A 25483-nucleotide genomic window follows, 5' to 3' on the forward strand; every position below is an offset into this window, starting at 1 on the left:
AATCCGGCGCGCAAAATTGAGAAAAAAAGATTACTGACGCACCAGTCTGCCCGTCGCAGGCACAAAATCGGTGTTGCTGCGCCACGGGTTGATATCCAGACCGCCACGACGCGTATAGCGTGCGTACACGCTCAGTTTTTCCGGCTGGCAGAAACGCAGAAGGTCGTTAAAAATGCGCTCAACGCACTGCTCGTGGAACTCGTTGTGATGACGGAACGAGACCAGATAACGCAGCAGCTTCTCGCGGTCGATTTTGCGCCCGCGATAACGAATTTGTATGGAGCCCCAGTCCGGCTGGTGGGTGATCAGGCAGTTTGACTTCAGCAGATGGCTGACCAGCGTCTCTTCCACGACTTTTTCGCCGCTGGCGGCATTCTCCAGATAGTCGGTGCTGAACTGATAGTTATCGATGGTGATATCCTGGTCATCAATGCAGGTGCCGTGAAAATGGGCGACAGGTTGCCCTTCCAGCTCATCAAGACGGTACAGCGCGACGCTGACTTCGCCTTGCGCACAGGCGCGCAGGTCGTTTTCCAGCGTCTGACGCACGGCGTCCCAGGAGTCAAAACGGGTCTGGTTAAAGCTGTTCAGGTACAGCTTAAAACTTTTCGACTCAATCAAATTGACGCTGGTGTAGTCCAGTTCCACATGACCAACGGCGACCTGCGGCACGCCTTTCGCGTTCAGCCATGACAGTTCATACAGCGTCCAGATATCGGCGCCGTGAAAAGGCAGATTGTCCGCTTTTAAATCCAGCGGATCGCGATTCAGGCTGCGCGGGACGCCCTGTAGCAGGCTGGCGTCATAATTATCCCGGTAATCCGTTGATTTTCCGAGAGTCAGGCCATCAAGCGCCTGATGGTTTTCATAAGAAGACATGTTTCACCGTCATAAACCAGATACACTATGCGTCAAGTGTATCCTGGCTTTTATGAAGAGAGAAATCGGTGGACGAACTGACATCGCAAGCCCTGACGGCATTTACGACGCGTTATTGCGACGCATGGCATGAGAAACACAACAGCTGGCCGCTCAGCGAAGAGCTGTATGGCGTGCCTTCCCCGTGCATTATCTCTTCGACCAGCGATGCCGTTTACTGGCAGCCGCAGCCGTTTGAAGGCGAGGCGAATGTAAACGCGGTTGAACGCGCATTTGATATTGTGATACAACCTGCGGTCCATGCTTTTTACACCACGCAATTTGCCGGGGATATGTACGCGCAGTTCGCGGATGAAAAGCTGACGCTGCTGCAAACATGGAGCGCAGATGACTTCAGACGCGTTCAGGAAAACCTGATCGGCCATCTGGTCACGCAGAAGCGTCTCAAGTTACCGCCTACGCTTTTTATCGCCACGCTGGAAAATGAACTTGAGGTCATTTCGGTGTGTAATCTCTCTGGGGAAGTTTGCAAAGAGACGCTGGGAACGCGCAATCGTACCGTTCTGGCCGCCTCTCTTGCGGAATTCCTGACTCAGCTTAAGCCGCTTCTGTAATCCACTTTGCCAGACACCGTGTGAGAGATCTCTTACATACCCTGTGAGAGATCGCCAGATAATAAGCGAATACTTATTCCATGGTGTTAACTATAATTCCTTTAATATTAATGAGTTGAGTTAACAATCCTGCCTTTCATATGAAAATATCCTTAAGGCATTGTCTGTAAGTGTCTTGTAAGACAAGGCGAAACAGGCGATTCTATACCTGTCGACAAGGAGTCGCACAACGAAGCGAACGTCAGGATGATGGCGCTTCAGCAGGACACGCCAGGATGGTGTTACAAGGACAGGCTTCAGGATGAAGCAAAGTGGAAAACGCCGGATGCGTTAAGGGACACCTCCAGGACGGAGAACGAGAGCCGGGCAGGATGTTCGGTGGGTCAGGATGGCCAGGATACTTCAGGATGAAGTCGATTCACATCGGGGTGATGTGAGCAGGATGCAAATTGTTCAGGATGAGCAGGTCGCAAGACCACAGGAAAAGTTGTCACGGATGAGCAGGGAGCACCAAAAGTAGCCGGAATGCTGCGAAACGAACCGGGAGCACTGTTTTTACAGTGCTCCCTTTTTTTATTTCGTCTTCACTGATGCTATTCTTCGCGCCAGTTTTTCATCACTGAGGTTAATTTCATGACGACTCATGACCGTGTGCGCCAGCAACTCCACGCGCTGGAAGCCCTGCTGCGTGAACATCATCACTGGCGGATGGACGAGCCGCAGGCCCACCTGTTTACCAGCACGCAACCTTTTTGTATGGATACGATGGAACCGCTTGAATGGCTGCAATGGGTGTTGATCCCCCGTATGCACGCGTTGCTCGATAACGCGCAGCCGCTTCCGCAAGCCTTTGCTGTCGCGCCGTATTATGAAATGGCGCTGACGGCCGATCATCCTCAACGCGAGGTGATCCTGACGACATTGCAGGATCTGGACGCGCTGTTTACGCGCGATAACGTCTGATGCTGGAAATCCTCTATCAGGATGAATGGCTGGTGGCGGTGAATAAACCGTCTGGCTGGCTGGTTCACCGCAGCTGGTTGGATCGCGACGAAAAAGTCGTGGTGATGCAAACCGTACGCGACCAGATTGGTCAGCACGTCTTTACCGCCCACCGGCTCGACAGGCCGACTTCCGGTGTCCTGCTGATGGGGCTTTCCAGCGAAGCGGGGCGCTTGCTGGCGCAGCAGTTTGAGCAGCATCAGATTCAGAAACGCTACCATGCGATTGTGCGCGGCTGGTTAATGGATGAGGCCGTTCTGGATTATCCGCTGGTGGAAGAACTGGATAAGATTGCCGATAAATTTGCCCGCGAAGATAAAGGCCCGCAGCCTGCCGTGACCCATTACCGGGGGCTGGCGACGGTCGAAATGCCGGTGGCGACCGGGCGTTATCCGACAACCCGCTACGGCCTGGTGGAACTGGAGCCGAAAACGGGCCGTAAACACCAGCTCAGACGTCATCTCGCGCATTTACGCCATCCGATTATCGGCGACAGCAAACACGGCGATTTACGTCAGAATCGCAGCGCCGCAGAGCATTTTGGTTGCCAGCGCTTAATGTTGCATGCCAGTCAACTGACGCTTACCCACCCCTTTACCGGTGAACCGCTGATCCTGCGCGCCGGTCTGGACGACGTCTGGATGCAGGCGTTATCACAGTTTGGCTGGCGCGGACTTCTCCCTGAGAATGAAAGGGTTGAGTTTAGTGCGTTGTCCCGGCAGGATGAAAATAATCAGGCTTAAATCAGGGAGAAAACGTTAATGGCGGAAATTGGTATTTTTGTCGGCACCATGTATGGAAACTCGCTGTTGGTTGCCGAAGAGGCCGAGGCGATCCTTACCGCGCAGGGGCATAAAGCAACCGTCTTTGAAGATCCGCAACTGAGCGACTGGCAGCCGTATCTGGATAAAGTTGTGCTGGTTGTGACATCGACGACGGGGCAGGGCGATCTTCCGGACAGCATTGTGCCGCTGTTCCAGGGAATAAAGGACAATCTCGGTTTTCAGCCAAATCTGCGTTACGGCGTGATTGCGCTGGGCGACAGCAGCTACGTTAATTTTTGCAATGGCGGCAAACAGTTCGATGCGCTGTTGCAGGAGCAAAGCGCGCAGCGTGTTGGGGAGATGCTGTTGATTGACGCCAGCGAACACCCGGAGCCGGAGAGCGAATCCAACCCCTGGGTCGAAAACTGGGGAACATTGCTCTCCTGAGCAAAACCCAGCCGGATGGCGACGTCCGGTCTACATGCGCAGTCTGTTGGCCTGATAAGCGTAGCGCCATCAGGCATTTGCCCTAAAACCCTTTCATACGAAAGGGTTTTCAGAGGCATTTTCATAGGGTCAAGCGACCCGTTTCACACTCCTCTTCTTTTGCTTCTCGCACCCTGTCTGTTTACCTCTTCGTTTTTCATTTCCGTGAAGTGGCTTCCATTGCCCTGGGCTTTTGCCACAAACATACGTGATACGCTGCCGAAATACTGTGTTGTTGCACGGTGAGAGTGCGAGGTGTGCTTTTTATACTTCTCGTGCCAGTTATTAAAAATGCAGTACACAAGGCAAACGACCTCATAAAAAGCTGCAAAAAAACACGAAACGTCATCTCTGATTCCCTACCGGTTGTGCAGTTCAGAGTGAGCGTAGATAACGCGAAAATTCAGGAGTGCAACAATGAGTTCATTAAGTCACGCGGTGAGCGGCGCGGAAAAACGCACCAATGCCCGCTACTGGATAGTGGTGATGCTGTTTATCGTCACATCCTTCAACTATGGCGACCGCGCCACATTGTCCATTGCCGGATCGGAAATGGCCAAAGATATTGGTCTCGACCCGGTAGGCATGGGGTACGTGTTCTCCGCTTTCTCATGGGCCTACGTGATCGGGCAAATCCCCGGCGGTTGGCTGCTCGACCGTTTTGGTTCTAAACGTGTCTACTTCTGGTCCATCTTTATCTGGTCCATGTTTACCCTGTTACAGGGCTTTGTGGATATCTTCAGCGGTTTTGGCATCATCGTGGCGCTGTTTACCCTGCGATTCCTGGTCGGGTTAGCCGAAGCGCCATCTTTCCCCGGCAACAGCCGAATCGTCGCGGCCTGGTTCCCGGCGCAGGAGAGGGGAACGGCGGTGGCGATTTTCAACTCCGCGCAATACTTTGCCACCGTTATCTTTGCGCCAATCATGGGCTGGCTGACCCATGAAGTGGGTTGGTCGCATGTCTTCTTCTTTATGGGCGGTCTGGGGATCGTGATCAGCTTTATCTGGCTGAAAGTGATCCATGAACCAAACCAGCATCCCGGCGTTAACAAAAAAGAGCTGGAGTACATTGCTGAAGGCGGCGCGCTGATCAATATGGATCAGAAAGATACGAAGGTGAAAGTCCCGTTTAGCGTGAAATGGGGCCAAATCAAACAGCTGCTGGGTTCCCGCATGATGATCGGCGTCTATATCGGCCAGTACTGCATTAATGCGTTGACCTATTTCTTTATCACCTGGTTCCCGGTTTATCTGGTGCAGGCGCGTGGCATGTCGATTCTGAAAGCGGGATTCGTCGCTTCCGTCCCGGCTATTTGCGGCTTCGTGGGCGGCGTGCTGGGCGGCATTATTTCCGACTGGCTGATGCGTCGTACCGGCTCGCTGAACATCGCCCGTAAGACGCCGATCGTGATGGGGATGCTGCTGTCGATGGTGATGGTGTTCTGTAATTACGTCAACGTCGAATGGATGATTATCGGCTTCATGGCGCTGGCCTTCTTCGGTAAAGGCATTGGCGCGTTGGGCTGGGCAGTCATGGCGGACACCGCGCCGAAAGAAATCAGCGGCTTGAGCGGCGGCTTATTCAACATGTTTGGCAATATTTCCGGCATCGTAACGCCAATTGCGATTGGCTACATCGTCGGCACGACCGGCTCGTTCAATGGCGCGCTGATTTACGTTGGCGTCCATGCGCTGGTGGCGGTACTGAGTTACCTCGTGCTGGTCGGGGATATTAAACGCATCGAACTGAAACCTGTAGCAGGACAATAAATATGACAACGCAATCAAGTCCCGTCATTACCGATATGAAAGTCATTCCGGAGGCCGGACATGACAGTATGTTACTCAACATCGGTGGGGCGCATAACGCGTATTTCACGCGCAATATCGTCGTCCTCACCGATAACGCCGGTAACACCGGCGTGGGTGAAGCGCCCGGCGGCGAGGTGATTTACCAGACGCTGGTGGATGCGATTCCGATGGTTTTAGGCCAGGAAGTGGCCCGCCTGAATAAAGTGGTGCAACAGGTGCATAAAGGTAATCAGGCTGCCGACTTTGATACCTTTGGTAAAGGCGCCTGGACTTTCGAACTGCGGGTGAATGCGGTAGCGGCTCTGGAAGCGGCGCTGCTGGATCTGCTGGGCAAAGCGCTGAATGTACCGGTGTGCGAACTGTTAGGGCCGGGCAAACAACGCGATGCGGTGACTGTGCTGGGCTACCTTTTCTACGTGGGCGATCGCACCAAAACGGATTTACCTTATCTCGAAAAAACGCCGGGCAATCATGACTGGTATCACCTGCGCCATCAGGAAGCGCTCACCAGCGACGCGGTTGTGCATCTGGCGCAGGCGGCGCAGGATCGCTACGGCTTTAAAGATTTCAAACTGAAGGGCGGCGTGTTGCCCGGCGAGCAGGAGATCGACACGGCCCGCGCGCTGAAAAAACGCTTCCCGGATGCGCGAATCACGGTTGACCCAAACGGCGCCTGGCTGCTGGATGAAGCCATCGCACTGTGTAAAGGGCTGAACGATGTGCTCACGTATGCTGAAGATCCGTGTGGCGCAGAACAAGGATTCTCCGGGCGTGAAGTGATGGCGGAGTTCCGTCGTGCGACGGGGCTGCCGGTCGCGACCAACATGATTGCCACCAACTGGCGTGAAATGGGCCATGCGGTGATGTTAAACGCGGTGGATATTCCGCTCGCCGACCCGCATTTCTGGACGCTCTCCGGCGCGGTGCGCGTGGCGCAATTATGCGATGACTGGGGGCTGACCTGGGGCTGCCATTCGAACAACCATTTCGATATTTCCCTGGCGATGTTCACTCACGTTGGTGCTGCCGCGCCGGGTAAACCGACGGCGATTGACACCCACTGGATCTGGCAGGAGGGCGATTGTCGCCTGACGAAGCAACCGCTGGAAATTAAAGACGGAAAAATTGCAGTGCCGGATGCGCCGGGTCTTGGCGTGGAGCTGGACTGGGAGCAGGTGCAGAAAGCGCATGACGCTTACAAGAAACTGCCCGGCGGCGCGCGCAATGACGCAGGCCCGATGCAATACCTGATCCCCGGCTGGACTTTTGATCGTAAACGCCCCGTTTTCGGCCGTCGCTAATTCATATAAGGACTGAATGATGAGTACACAATTTACGACCCCTGTTGTTACCGCTATGCAGGTTATCCCGGTTGCGGGGCATGACAGTATGCTGATGAACCTGAGCGGGGCGCATGCGCCGTTCTTCACCCGTAATATCGTCATTATTAAAGACAATTCTGGTCACACCGGCGTAGGGGAAATCCCCGGCGGCGAGAAAATCCGCCAGACGCTGGAAGAGGCGATCCCGCTGGTGGTGGGTAAAACGCTGGGTGAGTACAAAAACGTGCTGAATGCCGTGCGTCATCAGTTCGCCGATCGTGATGCGGGTGGGCGCGGCTTACAAACCTTCGACTTACGTACCACCATTCATGTGGTCACCGGCATTGAAGCGGCGCTGCTTGATCTGTTAGGCCAACACCTGGGGGTTAACGTGGCATCCCTGCTGGGTGAGGGGCAACAGCGTAGCGAAGTGGAAATGCTTGGCTATCTGTTCTTTGTCGGCAACCGTAAAGCGACGCCGCTGCCGTACCAGAGTCAGCCGGATGAGAAATGCGACTGGTATCGTCTGCGTCACGAAGAGGCGATGACTCCTGATGCGGTCGTCCGCCTGGCGGAAGCGGCATACGAGAAGTATGGCTTTAACGACTTTAAACTGAAGGGCGGCGTTCTGGCGGGAGATGAAGAGGCGGAATCCATTGTAGCGCTGGCGAAACGCTTCCCGAATGCCCGCGTGACGCTGGACCCGAACGGCGCCTGGTCGCTGAACGAAGCAATCCAAATCGGTAAGTACCTGAAAGGCTCGCTGGCCTATGCGGAAGATCCGTGCGGGGCGGAGCAGGGTTTCTCTGGCCGCGAAGTGATGGCGGAGTTCCGTCGCGCGACCGGTCTGCCGACGGCCACCAATATGATCGCCACTGACTGGCGTCAGATGGGGCATACGCTCTCCTTGCAGTCTGTGGACATTCCGCTGGCTGACCCACATTTCTGGACGATGCAGGGATCAGTTCGCGTCGCGCAGATGTGCCATGAGTTCGGCCTGACCTGGGGTTCGCATTCCAATAACCACTTTGATATTTCCCTGGCGATGTTCACGCATGTGGCCGCCGCCGCGCCAGGCAAGATCACCGCGATCGACACCCACTGGATCTGGCAGGAAGGTAATCAGCGTCTGACCAAAGAGCCGTTTGAAATCAAAGGCGGTATGGTGCAGGTGCCCGATAAACCAGGTCTTGGCGTTGAGATTGACATGGATCAGGTGATGAAGGCGCACGAGTTGTATCAGCAACATGGCCTGGGCGCGCGTGATGATGCGATGGGAATGCAGTATCTGATCCCGAACTGGACATTCGACAATAAGCGCCCGTGCATGGTGCGCTGACTGTATTGAACCGGTTTCGTCATGGGGTCGGTTCTTCTCCTGGTGTATGCTTAGTACAGTCAACATGCGTAAGGATGCTTTATGAAAATAGTGATCGCACCGGACTCTTATAAGGAAAGTTTGAGCGCTCTTGAGGCAGCGACCGCCATTGAGGAGGGGTTTCGTGAAATCTGGCCTGATGCGGATTACGTAAAACTCCCGGTTGCTGATGGTGGTGAGGGAACGGTTGAAGCGATGGTCGAGGCCACGGCAGGCCGGATTGTTGATGTTGACGTGACAGGCCCGCTCGGTGACAGCGTGCGGGCATTTTATGGGCTTTCTGGCGACGAGCGTTCGGCCTTTATCGAAATGGCCGCCGCCAGCGGGCTGGAGTTGGTTCCACCGCAATTACGCGATCCGCTAAAAACCACCTCGTGGGGAACCGGCGAGTTAATTCGCCACGCCCTCGATGCCGGGGTGGAACATATTATTATTGGCCTTGGCGGTAGCGCGACGAATGACGGCGGCGCCGGTATGGTGCAGGCGCTGGGGGCGAAATTGCTGGATGCGCAGCACCAGGAGATTACGCAAGGCGGCGCGGCGCTGGAAGCGCTCTCAAAGATTGATATCAGCGGTATTGATAAACGTCTTGCCGCGTGTCGTATCGAAGTCGCCTGCGATGTCACGAATCCGCTGACCGGGAAAGAGGGGGCATCTGCGGTATTTGGTCCGCAAAAAGGCGCCACGCCGGAGATGATTCAACGCTTAGACGACGCGCTGACGCACTATGCCCGGCTGATTTCCCGCGATCTGGATATTAACGTGTTTGAACTGGCGGGCGGCGGCGCGGCGGGTGGTCTGGGAGCCGCATTATATGCGTTTTGCGGCGCGGAGTTACGGCGCGGCATTGAGATCGTGACCGATGCCTTGCATCTGGAGGAGTGCGTTGCTGATGCGGATCTGGTTGTTACCGGAGAAGGGCGCATTGACAGCCAAACGATTCACGGCAAAGTGCCTGTCGGCGTGGCAAAGGTCGCGAAACGACATAATAAGCCCGTGATTGGTATTGCAGGTAGCCTGACGGCAGATGTGGGTGTTGTGCACCAACATGGGCTGGATGCTGTTTTCAGCGTGATTTATACCGTCTGTACGCTGGATGAGGCGCTGGAGAATGCCGCAGAAAATGTGCGCATGGCTGCGCGCAATATCGCCGCCACCCTTAACGTGGGGCAACATTTACGTTAACTGCCTGATGGCGCTGCGCTTATCAGGCCTACGGTCACGCACCTGTAGGCCGGTCACGTTGCGCTTATCAGGCCTACGGCCACGCACCTGTAGGCCGGATAAGACGCGCTAGCGTCGCCATCCGGCATCCCCCTCATCCTAATATTTTCTTTGCTTCGCGCGCGACGTTGTCCATCTCATCAAGCAGCTCCAGGAACTCGGGTTCAAGCTCCTCTTCTTTGGTGCCGCTGCGTAACTGCTGCTCAATTAACTGGCACAAGTTTTTCATGCGCGGCACCCCGCTGTAGCCGCAGCTGCCGTGCAGCGTGTGGATGAGATCCACCAGCCCTTCGGGCGCCTCTCCCACCAGCTGTTCTTCAATTTTGTTACGCACTTCCGGCAGGAAGTCGATGAGCATTTGCAGCAGATCCCGCGCCAGATCGGATTTTCCGGCCGCCTGGCGCAGCGCCAGTTGCCAGTCGAGCGTTGCGTTCGGGTTGACGATAAACTCTGTCGATTCAGCGGCGGGTAATCGGGTCGCTACCACGGCCCCCGGCTTATAGCGCAACAGCAGGCTGTGCAGTTTCTCTTCTTCTATCGGCTTGGCCAGATAGTCATTCATCCCCGCGCTCAGCAGCTTCTCTTTCTGACCCGCCATCGCATGTGCCGTCACGGCGATCACCGGCGTTTGCTGCTGATGCGGAAGCTGATGAATCAGTTCACAGGCGCGGATACCGTCCATATCCGGCATCTGAATGTCCATCAGGATCAAATCAAACTGCATCTGTTTGGCCCGCTCCACCGCCTGATGCCCGCTGTCGCAAAGCTCCACATGCTGGACTTTATCCTCCAGCAGCGCGCCGATCAGCTTCAGGTTGGCCGGGTTATCGTCGACCGCCATTACCGTCATGGCGATTTTATTTTCATCCGTCAGCAGCGGTTCAACATGCTGATTCAAATGGCAGTATTCCGTCAGCGCAGGCAGTAAACGCGTTGAGGTGAGCGGTTTTAACAGACAGGCCGCCGCGCCGCCTTGCTTGAGTTTTTCGGCGTTAATCTGGGCATGGCAAGGCAGCGCCAGCAGCAGGAAGTCCGTCATGGCGGCGGCTTTCGCCAGCCGTTCTTGCTGCATGGTGAGCGGTTCGTTAAAGGTCACCGGAACGCTGATAAGCAGGATATCGTAGTGATCCAGCGGCAACGCTGAGAACGTCGGGCTGTAGATCACCTCCAGCGGCGTGTCGCTCAGCATATCCAGCGTGCATTGCGCGGCGGTGGCGTTCGGTTCGACGTAGGCTAGTCGTTTTCCTACCAGACAGCGCGTTGGCGGCGCGTCGCTTATCACATTCGGGTTGAGATCGAGATTAATGTGGAACCAGAAAGTGGAACCGCGATTGGGCTGACTGTGGAACGAGATATCGCCGCCCATCTCATTGACCAGTTTTTGCGTAATCACCAGCCCCAGGCCGGTTCCGCCATGACGGCGTGAAATGCTGGCGTCCGCCTGGCGGAAAGCCTGGAACAGACGCGACTGGTCGCGCTCGGGAATGCCGATGCCGGTATCGCGGATCTGGATTTCAATCTGTACTTTGGTATTACTGAGCGCGCGCTTTTCAACCAGAATGTCGATATTGCCGCTTTCGGTAAATTTAATGGCATTACCGACCAGATTGGTAATGACCTGCTGTAGGCGCAGCGGGTCGCCGATGACGTTATCCGGTACGTCATTTTTGATGTTTAACGTGAGCTCCAGCCCTTTGTCATGGGATGAATGCGCCAGCAGCGTCACCACTTCATCCAGCGTGCTGCGTAGCGGGAAGGGAATGCTTTCCAGAATCAGCTTGCCCGCTTCCAGCTTGGAAAAATCGAGCACGTCATTGATGATCGCCAGCAGGTTGTTGGCCGAACGCTCGATAGTATTGAGGTGATCGCGCTGGGTTGTATTGAGTTCGGTTTTTAGCGTCAGACGGGTAAAGCCAATCACGCCGTTAAGCGGCGTACGCAGTTCGTGCGACATGTTGGCCAAAAACTCAGACTTAATACGCGCCGCTTCCTGAGCGCGCTTCTTCGCCAGATCCAGCTCAACGTTCTGGATCTCCATCTGTTCCAGCGTTTCGCGCAGATCCGAAGTGGCCTGATCGATATTATGCTGCATCTCTTCATGGTAAGCGGCAAGCGACATCGCCATCGAGTTGATGCCGTTTTTCAGCATATCCAGCTCGCCCAGCATAAAGCCCTCGACGCGGCTGTCGAGCTGCCCACGACGAATGCGGTCAACGGTATTGACCATATTACGAATGGGGCCGGTGACGTCGCGCATCAGGCGCCAGCCAAAAATTAAGGCAATGCCGATACAGAACAGCATCATCACGCTGGAGATGAAAATCTCTTTGTACTGTTGCAGGCGGACGGACTTGAGATCCAGTTCAAGCGCCACATATCCCAACATATTTCTCGGCGTTTTGGCGTCTGTTACGGGGGATTCGTCCGGCGAATACCTTTCGGAGATAATCGGCGTTCGCAGGATCATAATGTCCCCGTGGCGGGTCACGCTCAGCCTGCGGGGAAACGGCTCCCCGGTGGCGAGCTGCATTTCTGACGGATCGAGATGGAAATTGGATGTGACAAACAGCCGGTTATTCTCGTCATAAACGGAAATGGCGCGCACGATGTCGGAGTGGCGGCGATGGAGAACGCTGATGAGCTGCCCGATTGATTCGCGGTTTTGCAGGTTCATGCCATATTCGCTGGAGACCGCAAGAGGTTCGATAATGCTGGCGCCAGCATCTTCCAGTTGACGCTGCAAGTCGTTATAGCGATGCACAACGAAAAAGATACTGAGCAGTAAACCAATGAGGACGGTCGGGGCCAGGATCAGAATCATCATGCGTGCGCGCAGGCTGTAGTTGGTCATGGAGTTCCGTTATGGGACAATTAGGGTCACACTGTTAAATTGAGAAATATCTCGTCGATGGCGCAATTCTACTCTGCAAAACGACGCGTGACGACGCGTCAGATCATAACCGTTACGGTCAATGACCTCGATCCTTTTGGTCAGGGCGTGGCTCGCCATAATGGAAAGGCGCTGTTTATACCGGGATTACTGCCCCAGGAAAAGGGCGACGTCGTCATTACCGAAGATAAAAAACAGTTCGCTCGCGCGCAAGTTAAGCGTCGCCTGAATGATAGCCCGGAACGGGAAACGCCGCGCTGCCCACACTTTGGCGTCTGTGGCGGCTGCCAGCAGCAGCATGCCAGCGTCGCGCTGCAACAACGCAGCAAAAGCGCCGCGCTGTCGCGCTTAATGAAATGCGATGTCGCCGAGGTGATCGCCGATACGCCGTGGGGCTATCGACGTCGCGCGCGTTTAAGCCTGAATTATCTGCCTAAAACTCAGCAATTGCAGATGGGATTTCGCAAGGCGGGCTCCAGCGATATCGTGGATGTCAGGCAGTGCCCCATTCTGGTGCCCCAGCTTGAGGCGCTGTTGCCTCGCGTCAGGGCGTGTCTGGAAAGTTTGCAAGGAAACCGCCACTTTGGCCATGTCGAGCTGGTACAGGCGGGGAATGGCACCCTGATGGTGCTGCGTCATACGGCGCCCTTGAGCGCGGCGGACAGAGAAAAACTGGAACGCTTTTCGCATTCTGAGGGACTGTCTCTGTTTCTGGCCCCTCAAAGCGACATACTTGAACCGCTTACCGGGGAGACGCCCTGGTATGATTCAAACGGGCTACGCTTAACCTTCAGCCCGCGCGACTTTATTCAGGTCAACGAAGGGGTGAACCAGAAAATGGTCGCCCGGGCGCTGGAATGGCTGGATATTCAACCTGGCGACCGCGTTCTGGATCTGTTCTGCGGCATGGGGAATTTTACTCTGCCGCTGGCGACGCGCGCCGCCAGCGTTGTGGGCGTTGAAGGCGTTCCGGCGCTGGTGGAAAAAGGCCGGGAAAACGCGCGGCGTAACGGATTACAGAATGTGACATTCTTTCACGAAAATCTCGAAGAAGATGTCACGAAGCAGCAATGGGCGAAAAACGGTTTTGACAAAATTTTGCTCGATCCCGCTCGTGCCGGGGCGGCAGGCGTGATGAAACACATTATAAAGTTAAAACCAATTCGTATTGTTTATGTATCCTGTAATCCTGCTACGCTGGCACGGGATAGCGACGCCTTGTTGAATGCCGGATACCAAATTCAGCGGCTGGCGATGCTCGACATGTTCCCACACACTGGGCATCTGGAATCAATGGTGTTGTTTGAGCGTTTGTAATGAGTCATGGCTTGCTGACTTCGGTAGGCCTGGTCCCTTAAGGAGAGGACAATGGTTGCGGTAAGAAGTGCACATCTTAATAAAGCTGGTGAGTTTGATCCGAAAAAATGGATCGCGAGTCTGAGTATCTCCAGCCAGCAGTCGTGTGAACGCTTAGCCGAAACCTGGGCGTATTGCCTGCAACAGACACAAGGACATCCCGATGCGGAACTGTTGCTGTGGCGTGGCGTGGAGATGGTGGAAATCCTCTCTACGTTAAGTATGGATATCGACACGCTGCGGGCGGCGCTGCTCTTCCCCCTGGCTGACGCCAATGTTGTCAGCGAAGATATCCTGCGCGAGAGCGTGGGGACATCGATCGTCAATCTGATTCACGGCGTGCGCGATATGGCGGCGATTCGTCAACTGAAAGCGACGCATAACGATTCCGTCTCCTCCGAGCAGGTGGATAACGTTCGTCGGATGCTGCTGGCGATGGTGGACGACTTCCGCTGCGTGGTCATCAAGCTGGCGGAACGCATCGCCCATCTGCGCGAGGTTAAAGACGCGCCGGAAGATGAACGCGTACTGGCGGCGAAAGAATGCACCAATATCTATGCTCCGCTGGCTAACCGGCTGGGCATCGGGCAACTGAAGTGGGAGCTGGAAGATTACTGCTTCCGCTATCTGCACCCGGCGGAATACAAGCGGATCGCCAAACTGCTGCACGAACGCCGCATTGACCGCGAGCATTACATTGAAGAGTTTGTCGGGCATCTGCGTTCTGAAATGAAAACCGAAGGTGTGAAGGCGGAGGTCTATGGCCGCCCGAAACACATCTACAGCATCTGGCGCAAAATGCAGAAAAAGCATCTGGCGTTTGACGAGCTGTTTGACGTGCGCGCCGTGCGTATTGTGGCTGAACGTTTGCAGGACTGCTATGCCGCGCTGGGGATTGTGCATACGCACTATCGCCATCTGCCGGACGAGTTCGATGATTACGTCGCCAACCCGAAACCTAATGGCTACCAGTCAATCCATACGGTGGTGCTTGGCCCTGGCGGTAAAACCGTTGAGATCCAGATTCGTACCAAACAGATGCACGAAGATGCTGAACTGGGCGTCGCGGCGCACTGGAAGTACAAAGAGGGAGCGGTCTCCGGGGGGGCGCGCACGGGCCATGAAGACAGAATTGCGTGGCTGCGTAAGCTGATCGCCTGGCAGGAAGAGATGGCGGATTCTGGCGAAATGCTGGATGAAGTGCGTAGCCAGGTCTTTGACGACCGGGTGTATGTCTTTACGCCAAAAGGCGATGTGGTGGATCTGCCCGCAGGCTCCACGCCGCTTGACTTTGCCTACCATATCCACAGCGATGTGGGGCATCGCTGCATCGGGGCGAAAATCGGCGGGCGTATCGTGCCGTTTACCTATCAGTTGCAGATGGGCGATCAGATTGAAATCATCACCCAGAAACAGCCAAACCCTAGCCGGGACTGGCTCAACCCGAACCTGGGCTATGTGACGACCAGCCGTGGCCGTTCCAAAATTCACGCCTGGTTCCGCAAGCAGGATCGGGACAAGAACATTCTCGCCGGGCGGCAAATCCTCGACGATGAACTGGCGCATTTGGGCATCAGCCTGAAAGAGGCGGAAAAACACCTGCTGCCGCGCTACAACTTCAATGAGCTGGAGGAACTGCTGGCGGCGATTGGCGGCGGGGATATTCGCCTTAACCAGATGGTGAATTTCCTGCAATCGCAGTTTAATAAGCCGAGCGCCGCCGAACAGGATGCCGCCGCGCTGAAACAGCTTCAGCAGAAAACATACGCTCCGCAGAATCGCCGTAAAGACGATGGCCGCGTGGTGGTGGAAGGGGTCGGCAACCTGATGCACCACATTGCGCGCTGCTGCCAGCCGATTCCAGGGGATGAGATTGTCGGGTTTATCACCCAGGGGCGCGGTATTTCCGTACACCGGGCGGACTGCGAACAGCTTGTGGAGCTGCGTTCTCATGCACCGGAACGTATCGTGGATGCGGTGTGGGGCGAGAGCTACTCTGCGGGATATTCGCTGGTGGTACGCGTTCAGGCCAACGATCGCAGCGGCTTGTTGCGGGATATCACCACCATTCTGGCTAACGAGAAGGTGAACGTGCTGGGGGTGGCCAGCCGCAGCGACACCCGGCAACAGCTCGCCACCATCGATATGACCATCGAAATTTACAACCTGCAAGTGCTGGGGCGCGTACTCAGTAAACTCAACCAGGTGCCGGATGTGATCGACGCGCGTCGTTTGCACGGCAATTAATTTTTCCAGGCCGGATAAGCTTTGTAGGCCTGATAAGACGCGTCAGCGTTGCCATCAGGCATTGCCAGTTGCCGGATGGCGGCTGTCGCCTTATCCGGCCTACGTTGGTGACAATTTTCAGGATATTCCAATGAATCAAATCGATCGCCTGCTTGGCATCATGCAACGCTTGCGCGACCCGGAAAACGGCTGCCCGTGGGACAAAGAGCAGACGTTTGCCACCATTGCGCCGTATACCCTTGAAGAAACCTATGAAGTGCTCGACGCCATTGCCCGTGAGGACTTTGACGACCTGCGCGGAGAGCTGGGCGATCTGCTGTTTCAGGTCGTGTTTTATGCGCAGATGGCGCAGGAAGAAGGGCGCTTTGACTTTAATGATATTTGCGCCGCCATCAGCGATAAACTGGAACGTCGCCACCCACACGTCTTTGCGGACGTAGCCGCTCACAACAGTACCGAGGTATTAGCCCGCTGGGAGCAAATCAAAACCGAAGAGCGCGCGCAGAAAGCGCAGCATTCGGCGCTGGATGATATTCCCCGCAGCTTACCGGCGTTAATGCGCGCGCAAAAAATCCAGAAGCGCTGTTCGAACGTCGGCTTTGACTGGACGACGTTAGGGCCGGTTGTCGATAAGGTGTATGAAGAGATCGACGAGGTCATGTTCGAGGCGCGGCAGGCTGTCGTAGACCAGGCTAAACTGGAGGAGGAAATGGGCGACCTGCTCTTTGCCACCGTCAATATGGCGCGTCATTTAGGGACAAAAGCAGAGACCGCGTTACAAAAAGCCAATGAAAAGTTCGAACGGCGTTTTCGTGAAGTTGAGCGGATTGTTGCGGCGCGAGGCCTGGAAATGACGGGAGTTGATCTGGAAACAATGGAAGAAGTCTGGCAGCAGGTAAAACGCCAGGAAATTGATCTCTAACGAATTTAGGCAGTCAAGGGCGTTTTGTGTGATTTTTTAAATAACAAGCTCTTGATTTACGTCAAAAACATTTACCCCAAAGGGGCTATTTTCTCTTCCCGTTATGTTGATGAAACACCTTGTATACTGCCTCTTCGAGTTATTCGAGTCGCAACAAGGCGGCGACTGAAAGAATCCCCAGGAACATAGAAATGCGATGTGACTGGGGGGAGTGAAGGAAGCTAACACTGGTGCGGCTTGAAGAACGAAGGAGAGGGGATAATGAAAGTTTGTGGCGTACGCCATGTTCGGGTATACTGCTTTCCCGTCCTGGTTATTCCATCGTCTTTTAAACCTAACTTCTCAGGTTCAGCATGACAACGAACTATATTTTTGTGACCGGCGGGGTCGTATCCTCTCTGGGTAAAGGCATTGCCGCAGCCTCCCTCGCAGCCATTCTTGAAGCCCGTGGCCTCAACGTGACCATCATGAAACTGGATCCGTACATCAACGTCGATCCCGGTACTATGAGTCCAATCCAACACGGGGAAGTGTTCGTTACTGAAGACGGCGCCGAAACCGATCTGGACCTGGGTCACTATGAGCGCTTCATTCGCACCAAGATGAGCCGCCGCAACAACTTCACCACGGGTCGTATTTACTCCGACGTTCTGCGTAAAGAACGCCGTGGCGACTATCTGGGCGCAACCGTACAGGTTATCCCGCACATCACCAACGCGATTAAAGAGCGCATCATCGAAGGCGGCGAAGGCCACGACGTGGTGCTGGTCGAAATCGGCGGTACTGTCGGTGATATCGAGTCCCTGCCGTTCCTGGAAGCGATTCGTCAACTGGCGGTTGATATCGGTCGTGAGCACGCGCTGTTTATGCACCTGACGCTGGTGCCGTACATGGCCGCGGCAGGCGAAGTCAAAACGAAACCGACGCAGCACTCCGTTAAAGAACTGCTCTCCATCGGTATCCAGCCGGATATTCTGATCTGCCGTTCCGATCGCGCCGTTCCGGCCAATGAGCGTGCGAAGATTGCATTGTTCTGTAACGTTGCTGAAAAGGCCGTTATTTCTCTGAAAGACGTCGATTCTATTTATAAAATTCCGGGCATGTTGAAATCTCAGGGCCTGGACGATTATATTTGTAAACGATTCAGCTTAGACTGCCCGGAAGCGAACCTGGCCGAATGGGAACAGGTTATCTACGAAGAAGCGAACCCGGCGGGCGAAGTGACTATCGGTATGGTCGGCAAGTACATTGAACTGCCGGATGCCTATAAGTCGGTGATTGAAGCGCTGAAACACGGTGGCCTGAAGAACCGTGTCACCGTCAACATCAAGCTGATCGATTCGCAGGATGTTGAAACGCGCGGCGTCGAAATTCTGAAAGATTTGGACGCTATCCTGATCCCAGGCGGCTTCGGCTACCGTGGCGTTGAAGGTAAGGTCGCGACGGCGCGTTATGCGCGTGAAAACAATATTCCTTATCTGGGTATTTGCCTGGGTATGCAGGTTGCGCTGATTGAATTTGCGCGCAACGTAGCGGGTATGGAAAACGCCAACTCAACGGAATTTGTGCCAGACTGTAAGTACCCTGTTGTGGCGCTGATTACCGAGTGGCGTGACGAGAACGGCAACGTTGAAGTCCGTACGGAGAAGAGCGATCTGGGTGGCACCATGCGTCTTGGCGCGCAGATGTGTCAGCTTTCCGATGAGAGCCTGGTTCGCCAGATGTACGGTACGCCGACAATCACTGAGCGCCATCGTCACCGCTATGAAGTCAACAACATGTTGTTGAACCAAATTGAAGCTGCGGGTCTGCGCATTGCGGGCCGTTCCGGGGATGATCAGTTGGTCGAGATCATCGAAGTGCCGAACCATCCGTGGTTCGTTGCCTGTCAATTCCACCCGGAATTTACTTCAACGCCGCGTGACGGGCATCCGCTGTTTGCAGGCTTTGTGAAAGCCGCCAGCGAATATCAGAAGCGTCAGGCGAAGTAAGAAGTAAAAAAAGTTAGAACGGCAACGCGTACCAAAGGTACGCGTTGTTTGTCTGGAGTTTTAGTTTAACTTGTACTGAGGAAAACCTAATGTCCAAAATCGTTAAAGTCATCGGTCGTGAAATCATCGACTCCCGTGGTAACCCGACTGTTGAAGCCGAAGTACACCTGGAAGGTGGTTTCGTTGGTATGGCAGCCGCTCCGTCAGGTGCTTCTACGGGTTCCCGCGAAGCGCTGGAACTGCGCGATGGCGACAAATCCCGTTTCCTGGGTAAAGGCGTAACCAAAGCTGTTGCAGCGGTTAACGGCCCGATCGCTCAGGCAATCCTTGGCAAAGACGCCAAAGATCAGGCTGGCATTGATAAAATCATGATCGACCTGGACGGTACTGAAAACAAATCTAACTTCGGTGCGAACGCGATCCTGGCTGTGTCTCTGGCTAACGCCAAAGCCGCTGCGGCCTCTAAAGGTCAGCCGCTGTACGAGCACATCGCTGAACTGAACGGCACCCCGGGTAAATACTCCATGCCGGTTCCGATGATGAACATCATCAACGGCGGCGAGCACGCTGACAACAACGTTGATATCCAGGAATTCATGATTCAGCCGGTTGGCGCTAAAACCCTGAAAGAAGCAGTACGTATGGGTTCTGAAGTGTTCCACAACCTGGCTAAAGTTCTGAAAGCTAAAGGTATGAACACTGCTGTTGGTGACGAAGGCGGCTATGCGCCGAACCTGGGCTCCAACGCTGAAGCACTGGCTGTTATCGCTGAAGCGGTTAAAGCTGCTGGCTACGAGCTGGGCAAAGACATCACTCTGGCGATGGACTGCGCAGCATCTGAATTCTACAAAGACGGCAAATACGTTCTGGCTGGCGAAGGTAACAAAGCATTCACCTCTGAAGAATTCACTCACTTCCTGGAAGACCTGACCAAACAGTACCCGATCGTTTCCATCGAAGACGGTCTGGACGAGTCTGACTGGGACGGTTTCGCATACCAGACCAAAGTGCTGGGCGACAAAATCCAGCTGGTTGGTGACGACCTGTTCGTAACCAACACCAAGATCCTGAAAGAAGGTATCGACAAAGGCATCGTTAACTCCATCCTGATCAAATTCAACCAGATCGGTTCTCTGACCGAAACGCTGGCTGCTATCAAGATGGCGAAAGACGCTGGCTACACTGCCGTTATCTCTCACCGTTCTGGCGAAACTGAAGACGCGACCATCGCTGACCTGGCTGTTGGTACTGCGGCAGGCCAGATCAAAACCGGTTCTATGAGCCGTTCTGACCGTGTTGCTAAATACAACCAGCTGATTCGTATCGAAGAAGCGCTGGGCGAAAAAGCGCCGTACAACGGTCGTAAAGAGATCAAAGGTCAGGCGTAATCCTGCTCTTCACTCTTAACGTAAAAAACCCGCTCCGGCGGGTTTTTTTATGGCGTGCGTTTGGCGCAGCTGCTGTGCATGACCTTAGCGAGGCTTTCTGCGATAATCACTGATTATCCCCTTAACAGAGAATGCTATGCAGTACCCGATTAACGAGATGTTCCAGACCCTGCAAGGTGAGGGTTACTTTACCGGCGTCCCCGCCATTTTTATCCGTTTACAGGGATGCCCGGTTGGCTGTGCCTGGTGCGATACCAAACACACCTGGGATAAGCTTGAAGATCGGGAAGTGTCGTTATACAGCATCCTGGCGAAGACCAAAGAGAGCGACAAGTGGGGCGCGGCAAGTAGTGAAGACCTGCTGGCGGTGATAAGCCGACAGGGGTATACCGCGCGTCATGTCGTGATCACCGGCGGTGAGCCCTGTATCCATGACCTGATGCCATTGACCGATTTACTTGAGAAGAATGGATTCAGCTGTCAGATTGAAACCAGCGGCACACACGAGGTTCGCTGTACGCCGAATACCTGGGTGACGGTTTCGCCGAAGGTGAATATGCGCGGTGGCTATGACGTCCTGTCGCAGGCGCTGGAGCGTGCGAATGAAATCAAGCACCCTGTTGGTCGCGTCCGTGATATTGAAGCGCTGGATGAGCTATTGGCGACGCTGAGCGACGATAAGCCGCGAATCATTGCCTTGCAGCCAATCAGCCAGAAAGAAGACGCGACGCGTCTGTGCATTGAAACCTGTATCGCGCGTAACTGGCGCTTATCAATGCAGACACACAAATATCTGAATATTGCGTGATAAAAAATCGTTAGCGCGTTCGCCGGGGGCGCTTCGCTTGCCCGGCCTACGGTCATACTCATTTGTAGGCCGGATAAGACGCAACGCGTCGCCATCCGGCAAAACAAAAAAATCACTCGCCGCGATACACGCAGCCTGCTGTGCAGGTCTCTTTCACCATTACTGCGCTCAGCAGCGGTACGGCAGGTTTAACCTGATCCCAAATCCATTTTGCCAGCACTTCGCTGGTTGGATTTTCCAGACCTGGAATATCGTTCAGATAATAATGATCCAGACGATCGTACGTCGGTTTGAACGCGGCTTTCAGTTCGGCGAAATCCATGATCCAACCGGTATGCGGATCGACGTCACCGGTAATTTCAAGGCGCACCATAAATGAATGACCATGCAGGCGGCCACATTTATGCCCTTCCGGTACGTGGGGCAGGCGGTGAGCGGCTTCAAAGGTGAAATCTTTAAACAAGGTGGTGGACATGGATGATTAACTCTCAAGAATACAAAAACCGCCGTAGGGTACCGGAAAGCACATTTTTTATCATTAACTAAAACGGCGTTGACGCGCGGATAATGAGATTTGCACAAGAATTGTGAATTATTTCTTTCTATTTCAATAGGTTGTTTAATCGCTTTTGTTGTTAATAACTATAACTAAAACAGGTTAGTCCATTTGGTTATTTGTTATTTCCATCCCTTCTTTAATTGTTATTATCCCCGCCGTTAACCTTATCGCTAGTTTGGTCTTTTTGCATAAATTCCGCTTTGCTACTGGAACATAACGACGCATGACAACACAGGCCCCACCATCCGCTTTGCTTCCGCTAAACCCGGAGCAACTGGCACGCCTTCAGGCGGCCACAACCGATCTTTCTCCCACCCAGCTTGCCTGGGTTTCCGGCTATTTCTGGGGAATGCTGAACCAGCAGCCGGGCACGCTCGCCGCCACGCCAGCGCCTGTCGCTGAAATGCCGGGTATTACGCTTATTTCTGCATCGCAAACCGGCAATGCGCGGCGCGTGGCGGAAGCCCTGCGCGATGACCTGCTGGCGGCAAAACTGAGCGTCACGCTGGTTAATGCGGGCGACTACAAATTCAAACAGATCGCCAATGAAAAGCTGCTGGTTGTGGTCGCGTCCACGCAGGGCGAAGGCGAGCCACCGGAAGAAGCCGTTGCGCTGCGTAAGTTTCTGTTCTCTAAAAAAGCGCCGAAGCTCGACAACACCGCCTTCGCCGTCTTTGGCCTCGGTGATACCTCCTATGAATTTTTCTGCCAGGCGGGTAAAGATTTCGACAGCAAGCTGGCGGAACTGGGGGGGGAGCGTCTGCTCGATCGCGTCGATGCGGATGTGGAATACCAGGCGGCGGCACAAGAATGGCGGGCTCGCGTTGTTGACGCACTGAAAGCGCGTGCGCCGAGCGCATCGGCAGCGCAGGTCGCTGTCGCGGCAACGGGGGCCGTGAATGACGTGCATTCCAGCCCTTATACCAAAGAAGCGCCGCTGAGCGCCTCGCTCGCCGTCAATCAGAAAATCACCGGCCGCGACTCGGAAAAAGATGTGCGCCATATCGAAATCGATCTGGGCGATTCTGGCCTGCGCTACCAGCCGGGCGATGCCCTGGGCGTCTGGTATCAGAACGATCCTGAACTGGTCAAAGAGATCGTCGAACTGGTCTGGCTGAAAGGCACGGAGCCGGTCACCGTTAACGGTAAGGTGCTGCCGCTTGCCGAAGCCTTGCAGTGGCATTTTGAGCTGACGGTGAACACCGCCAATATCGTGGAAAACTACGCCACGCTGACCCGCAGCGAATCGCTGTTGCCGCTGGTGGGTGATAAAGCCCAGTTGCAGCATTACGCCGCGACGACGCCTGTCGTTGATATGCTGCGTTTCTCTCCGGCTCAGCTGGATGCTGACGCGCTGGTGGGGCTGCTGCGCCCGCTGACGCCGCGTCTTTACTCGATAGCCTCTTCCCAGGCGGAAGTCGAGAGCGAAGTGCATATCACCGTAGGCGCCGTGCGTTATGAAATAGAAGGCCGGGCGCGGGCGGGCGGGGCATCAAGCTTCCTGGCCGACCGCGTGGAAGAAGAGGGTGAAGTGCGCGTATTTATCGAACACAACGATAATTTCCGTCTGCCGGCCAACCCGGAAACACCGGTGATCATGATAGGTCCAGGCACCGGGATCGCCCCTTTCCGCGCCTTTATGCAGCAGCGTGCGGCAGATGAAGCGCCGGGTAAAAACTGGTTGTTCTTTGGCAACCCGCACTTTACCGAAGATTTCCTCTACCAGGTGGAATGGCAGCGCTACGTCAAAGAGGGCGTCCTGAGCCGCATCGATCTGGCCTGGTCCCGCGATCAAAAAGAAAAAATATACGTACAAGACAAACTGCGCGAACAGGGCGCAGAGCTGTGGCGCTGGATTAATGACGGCGCGCACATTTATGTCTGCGGCGACGCCAATCGCATGGCGAAAGACGTTGAGCAGGCACTGCTGGAAGTGATTGCCGAATTCGGCGGTATGGATGCCGAAGCGGCGGATGAATTTTTAAGTGAGCTGCGCGTTGAGCGCCGTTATCAGCGAGATGTCTACTAATGAGCGAAAAACATCCAGGCCCACTGGTGGTCGAAGGTAAACTGGCAGATGCCGAGCGCATGAAGCTTGAGAGCAACTACCTGCGCGGCACCATTGCTGAAGATTTGAATGACGGCCTGACCGGCGGTTTTAAAGGCGACAACTTTCTGCTGATCCGTTTTCACGGTATGTACCAGCAGGATGACCGTGACATTCGCGCCGAGCGCGCCGAGCAGAAGCTGGAGCCGCGTCATGCGATGCTGCTGCGTTGCCGTCTGCCGGGTGGGGTTATCACCACCAGACAGTGGCAGGCGATCGATAAATTCGCCGCGGAAAATACGATTTACGGTAGCATTCGCCTGACTAACCGTCAGACCTTCCAGTTCCACGGCATTCTGAAAAAGAACGTGAAGCCGGTACATCAGATGCTGCACTCCGTTGGGCTGGACGCGCTGGCGACCGCCAACGACATGAACCGTAACGTGCTGTGCACCTCTAACCCGTATGAGTCTGAGCTGCATGCCGAAGCCTATGAGTGGGCGAAAAAGATCTCCGAGCATTTGCTGCCGCGCACCCGCGCCTATGCGGAGATCTGGCTTGATCAGGAAAAGGTCGCCACAACGGATGAGGAGCCGATCCTCGGCCAGACCTATCTGCCGCGTAAGTTCAAAACGACCGTGGTGATCCCGCCGCAGAACGACATCGATCTGCACGCCAACGACATGAACTTTGTCGCCGTGGCGGAAAACGGCAAGCTGGTGGGCTTTAACCTGCTGGTCGGCGGCGGGCTTTCTATTGAGCACGGGAACAAGAAAACGTATGCCCGCACCGCGAGCGAGTTCGGCTATCTGCCGCTGGAGCATACTCTGGCGGTGGCGGAAGCGGTGGTGACGACTCAGCGCGACTGGGGTAATCGTACCGATCGTAAAAACGCCAAAACCAAATACACTCTGGAGCGTGTTGGGGTCGAGACGTTCAAGGCGGAAGTCGAGCGTCGTGCAGGCATCAAATTTGAACCGATCCGCCCGTATGAATTTACCGGGCGCGGCGATCGCATCGGTTGGGTGAAAGGCATCGACAACAAATGGCACCTGACGCTGTTTATTGAGAATGGCCGTATTCTGGATTATCCGGGGCGCCCGCTGAAAACCGGTCTGCTGGAGATCGCGAAGATCCACAAGGGCGAATTCCGTATTACCGCCAACCAGAACCTGATCATTGCCGGCGTGCCGGAAAGCCAGAAAGCGAAGATTGAAAAACTGGCGCGCAACCACGGCCTGATGAATGCGGTCACGTCGCAGCGTGAAAACTCGATGGCCTGCGTATCGTTCCCGACCTGCCCGCTGGCGATGGCGGAAGCGGAGCGTTTCCTGCCGACCTTCGTCGATAAAGTGGACGCGTTGATGACCCACCACGGCGTGAGCGATGAGCACATCGTGCTGCGCGTGACGGGCTGCCCAAATGGCTGCGGACGCGCCATGCTGGCGGAAGTCGGTCTGGTGGGGAAAGCGCCGGGTCGTTATAACCTGCATCTGGGCGGTAATCGCATCGGAACGCGTATCCCGCGTATGTTCAAAGAGAACATTACCGAGCCGGAAATTCTGGCGTCGCTGGATGAACTGATTGGGCGCTGGGTGAAAGAGCGCGAAGCGGGTGAAGGCTTCGGCGACTTTACGGTGCGTGCGGGCATCATTCGCCCGGTGCTCGATCCCGCCCGGGATTTCTGGGAATAACGTGCATCGCCGGATGGCGGCATAAATGCCTTATCCGGCCTACGTAGACGGTAGGTCTGATAAGCGCAGCGCCATCAGGCAAGGCAAACAGTGAGGAACT

At 55.0% G+C, this 25483-nt stretch carries 19 protein-coding genes; 16 read left to right on the plus strand and 3 right to left on the minus strand.

What is annotated here, in order from left to right:
* Window positions 1-30: 30 nt before the first annotated feature.
* Complete coding sequence (gene queF, locus OGV83_RS17955; protein ID WP_114848807.1) at window positions 31-879, minus strand: NADPH-dependent 7-cyano-7-deazaguanine reductase QueF; 849 nt, start codon at window positions 877-879, stop codon at window positions 31-33.
* A gap of 68 nt (window positions 880-947) precedes the next feature.
* Here queF and syd point away from each other — a divergent pair, with 68 nt between their 5' ends.
* From syd to OGV83_RS17995, 8 genes are all read left to right on the plus strand, one after another.
* Window positions 948-1493, plus strand: coding sequence for a SecY-interacting protein (gene syd / locus OGV83_RS17960; RefSeq protein WP_047461575.1), 546 nt, complete (start codon window positions 948-950; stop codon window positions 1491-1493).
* Between the two features lie 633 nt (window positions 1494-2126).
* Window positions 2127-2456 carry a YqcC family protein gene (locus OGV83_RS17965; protein ID WP_058668029.1) on the plus strand — a complete coding sequence of 110 codons (330 nt, stop codon included), beginning with the start codon at window positions 2127-2129 and terminating at the stop codon, window positions 2454-2456.
* On the plus strand, window positions 2456-3238 hold the full coding sequence (gene truC, locus OGV83_RS17970; protein WP_047461581.1) for a tRNA pseudouridine(65) synthase TruC: 783 nt from the start codon (window positions 2456-2458) through the stop codon (window positions 3236-3238). Before OGV83_RS17965 ends, truC begins: the two co-directional genes overlap by 1 nt.
* Window positions 3239-3256: 18 nt before the next feature.
* On the plus strand, window positions 3257-3706 hold the full coding sequence (locus tag OGV83_RS17975) for a flavodoxin (RefSeq protein WP_012134900.1): 450 nt from the start codon (window positions 3257-3259) through the stop codon (window positions 3704-3706).
* Between the two features lie 456 nt (window positions 3707-4162).
* Window positions 4163-5515, plus strand: coding sequence for a galactarate/glucarate/glycerate transporter GudP (gene gudP / locus OGV83_RS17980; protein ID WP_012134898.1), 1353 nt, complete (start codon window positions 4163-4165; stop codon window positions 5513-5515).
* A gap of 2 nt (window positions 5516-5517) precedes the next feature.
* Complete coding sequence (locus OGV83_RS17985) at window positions 5518-6858, plus strand: enolase C-terminal domain-like protein (protein WP_286464253.1); 1341 nt, start codon at window positions 5518-5520, stop codon at window positions 6856-6858.
* Window positions 6859-6877: 19 nt separating this feature from the next.
* Window positions 6878-8218, plus strand: coding sequence for a glucarate dehydratase (gudD, locus tag OGV83_RS17990; protein ID WP_024130902.1), 1341 nt, complete (start codon window positions 6878-6880; stop codon window positions 8216-8218).
* 81 nt (window positions 8219-8299) lie between these two features.
* Complete coding sequence (locus OGV83_RS17995) at window positions 8300-9442, plus strand: glycerate kinase (protein ID WP_286464255.1); 1143 nt, start codon at window positions 8300-8302, stop codon at window positions 9440-9442.
* A 133-nt stretch (window positions 9443-9575) separates the two neighbouring features.
* On the opposite strand, the gene barA is transcribed toward OGV83_RS17995, so the two are convergent.
* Window positions 9576-12332 carry a two-component sensor histidine kinase BarA gene (gene barA, locus OGV83_RS18000; RefSeq protein ID WP_049009494.1) on the minus strand — a complete coding sequence of 919 codons (2757 nt, stop codon included), beginning with the start codon at window positions 12330-12332 and terminating at the stop codon, window positions 9576-9578.
* A gap of 57 nt (window positions 12333-12389) precedes the next feature.
* On the opposite strand from barA, the gene rlmD reads away from it, so the two are divergent.
* The 6 genes from rlmD (at window position 12390) to queE (ending at window position 21083) form a co-directional block, all read left to right on the plus strand.
* Window positions 12390-13688, plus strand: coding sequence for a 23S rRNA (uracil(1939)-C(5))-methyltransferase RlmD (gene rlmD / locus OGV83_RS18005; RefSeq protein WP_114848683.1), 1299 nt, complete (start codon window positions 12390-12392; stop codon window positions 13686-13688).
* A 51-nt stretch (window positions 13689-13739) separates the two neighbouring features.
* Window positions 13740-15974: a GTP diphosphokinase gene (gene relA / locus OGV83_RS18010; RefSeq protein WP_047461598.1), complete on the plus strand. Its 2235-nt coding sequence runs from the start codon at window positions 13740-13742 to the stop codon at window positions 15972-15974.
* Between the two features lie 130 nt (window positions 15975-16104).
* Entirely contained in the window at window positions 16105-16896 is a 792-nt protein-coding gene (gene mazG, locus OGV83_RS18015; protein ID WP_012134891.1) for a nucleoside triphosphate pyrophosphohydrolase, read from the plus strand.
* A gap of 353 nt (window positions 16897-17249) precedes the next feature.
* The gene (pyrG, locus tag OGV83_RS18020; RefSeq protein ID WP_012134890.1) at window positions 17250-18887 is read left to right on the plus strand and encodes a glutamine hydrolyzing CTP synthase; all 1638 of its coding nucleotides are present in this window, start codon (window positions 17250-17252) and stop codon (window positions 18885-18887) included.
* 89 nt (window positions 18888-18976) lie between these two features.
* Complete coding sequence (eno, locus tag OGV83_RS18025) at window positions 18977-20275, plus strand: phosphopyruvate hydratase (protein ID WP_012134889.1); 1299 nt, start codon at window positions 18977-18979, stop codon at window positions 20273-20275.
* A 136-nt stretch (window positions 20276-20411) separates the two neighbouring features.
* The gene (queE, locus tag OGV83_RS18030; RefSeq protein WP_047461605.1) at window positions 20412-21083 is read left to right on the plus strand and encodes a 7-carboxy-7-deazaguanine synthase QueE; all 672 of its coding nucleotides are present in this window, start codon (window positions 20412-20414) and stop codon (window positions 21081-21083) included.
* Between the two features lie 112 nt (window positions 21084-21195).
* On the opposite strand, the gene queD is transcribed toward queE, so the two are convergent.
* The gene (queD, locus tag OGV83_RS18035) at window positions 21196-21558 is read right to left on the minus strand and encodes a 6-carboxytetrahydropterin synthase QueD (protein WP_012134875.1); all 363 of its coding nucleotides are present in this window, start codon (window positions 21556-21558) and stop codon (window positions 21196-21198) included.
* Between the two features lie 307 nt (window positions 21559-21865).
* Between queD and cysJ the strand changes: the two genes are divergently transcribed.
* Window positions 21866-23671, plus strand: coding sequence for an NADPH-dependent assimilatory sulfite reductase flavoprotein subunit (cysJ, locus tag OGV83_RS18040; RefSeq protein ID WP_248622654.1), 1806 nt, complete (start codon window positions 21866-21868; stop codon window positions 23669-23671).
* Window positions 23671-25383, plus strand: a complete 1713-nt coding sequence (cysI, locus tag OGV83_RS18045; RefSeq protein WP_012134872.1) for an assimilatory sulfite reductase (NADPH) hemoprotein subunit — start codon at window positions 23671-23673, stop codon at window positions 25381-25383. Before cysJ ends, cysI begins: the two co-directional genes overlap by 1 nt.
* Window positions 25384-25483 lie beyond the last annotated feature (100 nt).

Origin of the sequence: Citrobacter sp. CK189, assembly GCF_030333505.1 — a bacterium.
Lineage (GTDB): Bacteria > Pseudomonadota > Gammaproteobacteria > Enterobacterales > Enterobacteriaceae > Citrobacter_B > Citrobacter_B koseri.

Coding starts and splice junctions, on each gene's coding strand:
- queF (WP_114848807.1), bottom strand. CDS start 879: ATGTCTTCTTATGAAAACCATCAGGCGCTTGATGGCCTGACTCTCGGA.
- eno (WP_012134889.1), top strand. CDS start 18,977: ATGTCCAAAATCGTTAAAGTCATCGGTCGTGAAATCATCGACTCCCGT.
- OGV83_RS17965 (WP_058668029.1), top strand. CDS start 2,127: ATGACGACTCATGACCGTGTGCGCCAGCAACTCCACGCGCTGGAAGCC.
- OGV83_RS17975 (WP_012134900.1), top strand. CDS start 3,257: ATGGCGGAAATTGGTATTTTTGTCGGCACCATGTATGGAAACTCGCTG.
- OGV83_RS17995 (WP_286464255.1), top strand. CDS start 8,300: ATGAAAATAGTGATCGCACCGGACTCTTATAAGGAAAGTTTGAGCGCT.
- OGV83_RS17985 (WP_286464253.1), top strand. CDS start 5,518: ATGACAACGCAATCAAGTCCCGTCATTACCGATATGAAAGTCATTCCG.
- pyrG (WP_012134890.1), top strand. CDS start 17,250: ATGACAACGAACTATATTTTTGTGACCGGCGGGGTCGTATCCTCTCTG.
- queD (WP_012134875.1), bottom strand. CDS start 21,558: ATGTCCACCACCTTGTTTAAAGATTTCACCTTTGAAGCCGCTCACCGC.
- relA (WP_047461598.1), top strand. CDS start 13,740: ATGGTTGCGGTAAGAAGTGCACATCTTAATAAAGCTGGTGAGTTTGAT.
- cysI (WP_012134872.1), top strand. CDS start 23,671: ATGAGCGAAAAACATCCAGGCCCACTGGTGGTCGAAGGTAAACTGGCA.
- gudP (WP_012134898.1), top strand. CDS start 4,163: ATGAGTTCATTAAGTCACGCGGTGAGCGGCGCGGAAAAACGCACCAAT.
- mazG (WP_012134891.1), top strand. CDS start 16,105: ATGAATCAAATCGATCGCCTGCTTGGCATCATGCAACGCTTGCGCGAC.
- rlmD (WP_114848683.1), top strand. CDS start 12,390: ATGGCGCAATTCTACTCTGCAAAACGACGCGTGACGACGCGTCAGATC.
- gudD (WP_024130902.1), top strand. CDS start 6,878: ATGAGTACACAATTTACGACCCCTGTTGTTACCGCTATGCAGGTTATC.
- queE (WP_047461605.1), top strand. CDS start 20,412: ATGCAGTACCCGATTAACGAGATGTTCCAGACCCTGCAAGGTGAGGGT.
- truC (WP_047461581.1), top strand. CDS start 2,456: ATGCTGGAAATCCTCTATCAGGATGAATGGCTGGTGGCGGTGAATAAA.
- cysJ (WP_248622654.1), top strand. CDS start 21,866: ATGACAACACAGGCCCCACCATCCGCTTTGCTTCCGCTAAACCCGGAG.
- barA (WP_049009494.1), bottom strand. CDS start 12,332: ATGACCAACTACAGCCTGCGCGCACGCATGATGATTCTGATCCTGGCC.